The organism is bacterium, assembly GCA_030654305.1.
Classification (GTDB): domain Bacteria; phylum Krumholzibacteriota; class Krumholzibacteriia; order LZORAL124-64-63; family LZORAL124-64-63; genus PNOJ01.
Window position 1 is genome coordinate 1 of record JAURXS010000176.1, and the last position, 1,755, is coordinate 1,755.

Here is a 1,755-nt window from a genome sequence, read left to right on the forward strand (position 1 = left end):
AGGCGCGTGTCCCAGACCAGCTCGACGGTGCCCAGGGCCGGGTTGATGCGCAGGTCGCGACCGGCGGCCCGCCGCGCGAAGAGCTGTTCGAGCAGCCAGACGCAGGCGGCGCAGTGCACACCCTGCAGGTCCAGGCGCAACCTCACCACGCCCTCGCCGACGCGGTGGGCGGGATCCTCGAGCTGCAGGTCCAACCAGGCGAAGTTGTCGGGACGGAGTTGCGGCGACGGGGCGGATTCTCCGCGGCGCAGATCGTAGTAGCGGTCGAGGCCGGCGCCGTGGATCAGGCCGTAGACGGCGCGGCAGCCGCCGCAGCAGAAGGGGCCGTCCTGTTCGCGGTGATCGGGGCCGAGATCGAGCCCGCAGTGCGCGCACGTCCGCGGCAGCCGGCGCACCGAAGCGATCGGTTCCGGTGCCGCGGCTGGGATCGCTGCTGGCTTGGCCATCGGAATCGGCACCTCGCCGGATGCGGACCAGGTCGACCGGAACAAGGACTCTATTTATCCGCTCTCGGCTCGAAAGTATACCGTGCCGGGGTTCGATGCCAAACAAGACTGTCTGGTAAACAGTGATTTCCGTGAATATCGATCATGATATCGATTTTCGGTGTCGCGCCGGTTGCGGCCGCCCTCACCAGAACACGACCTCCCCGAGCCGGGCATGGGCGATGACGTCGCGGGCCGCGAGCCCGCGCAGGATCAGTTGGACGGCCATGACGAACACCAGCGCCGCGCCCAGCCGGTTGAACAGCCGCCTGGCGCCGAGACCGAGCCGCGCGACCCCCATCCCGAACAGCAACAGCACCGGCACCGTGCCCAGGCCGAACCACACCATGGCCAGCCCACCGTCGACCACGCTGCCGCTGGCCGCGGCCGTCATCGCCGCCTTGTAGACCGGACCGCAGGGCAGGAACCCGTTGGCCAGGCCGAGGGCGAGCCGGCCCGGCGCCGTGCGCGCGCCCAGCAGCCGCGGCAGGCGGTCGGCGATCAGCTTCTGCAGGGGGCCGCCCTGCTCCCAGCGCCGCATCGAGACCAGGCCGACGGCGGTCAGCAGCATCAGCACGCCGATCGCGATCGAGAGCACGCCCTGCCCCGCGCGCGAGACGGCAGAGCCGAGCAGGCCGCCGACCGCGCCGAGCACGGCGTAGCCCGCGATGCGGCCGAGGTTGTAGAGCGACAGCCGGCCGAGCATGACCGCGCTCGAGGCGCCGTCGCCGCGCTGCGCCGCGCTGACCGCGGTCACCAGCGGGCCGCACATGCCCAGGCAATGCCCGAGGCTCATGGTCAGGCCGAATCCGAACAGCGTCGCGAAGGACAAAGCCATCGTGGTTTCGACGACGGGGTTCCCGCAACAGTCCATGGTCGCTCCTCCAGGCTCGCGTGCGGGGGCATCCTAGCCCCGGCGGCCGGCGCTGGCAAGTGGCAGCCATCCCACACGTTGGCGCTGTGATTTCGCGTTCCCGGCCCCGCCGCAACCTTGCTGTTTCGCGGGATCGCACCTGCGACTATCATGGCCGGGGCCTGTCCGACAACCGACCGGGAACGGTGATGATGCTCGACGACCAGACGCTGGACCTCCTGTTCAACGGCGATGGCGACGCCGCCCCTCGCGCCGCGCGCCTGCTCGCGGCCGCCGAAACGGCGCTGCGCGACGGCGTCGACGTGCCCGACGCCGTCTGGCGGCGCTGGCTCGACGAGACCCGGTCACCGGAACTGCTGGCGGCGTTGCCGGACGCCGCCACCCGCGAGCGCTGGG

The 1,755-nt window shown here is 71.2% G+C and carries 3 protein-coding genes; 1 reads left to right on the forward strand and 2 read right to left on the reverse strand.

Features of this window, described 5'->3' with window-relative positions:
- Both Q7W29_04665 and Q7W29_04670 read right to left on the reverse strand, forming a co-directional pair.
- On the reverse strand, positions 1 to 395 hold a 395-nt coding region (locus Q7W29_04665; protein ID MDO9171109.1), incomplete at its 3' end, for a heavy metal translocating P-type ATPase metal-binding domain-containing protein.
- Positions 396 to 630: 235 nt separating this feature from the next.
- Positions 631 to 1,359, reverse strand: a complete 729-nt coding sequence (locus tag Q7W29_04670; GenBank protein ID MDO9171110.1) for a sulfite exporter TauE/SafE family protein — start codon at positions 1,357 to 1,359, stop codon at positions 631 to 633.
- A gap of 188 nt (positions 1,360 to 1,547) precedes the next feature.
- Here Q7W29_04670 and Q7W29_04675 point away from each other — a divergent pair.
- A partial coding sequence (locus tag Q7W29_04675; GenBank protein MDO9171111.1) for a hypothetical protein occupies positions 1,548 to 1,755 on the forward strand: 208 nt, incomplete at its 3' end.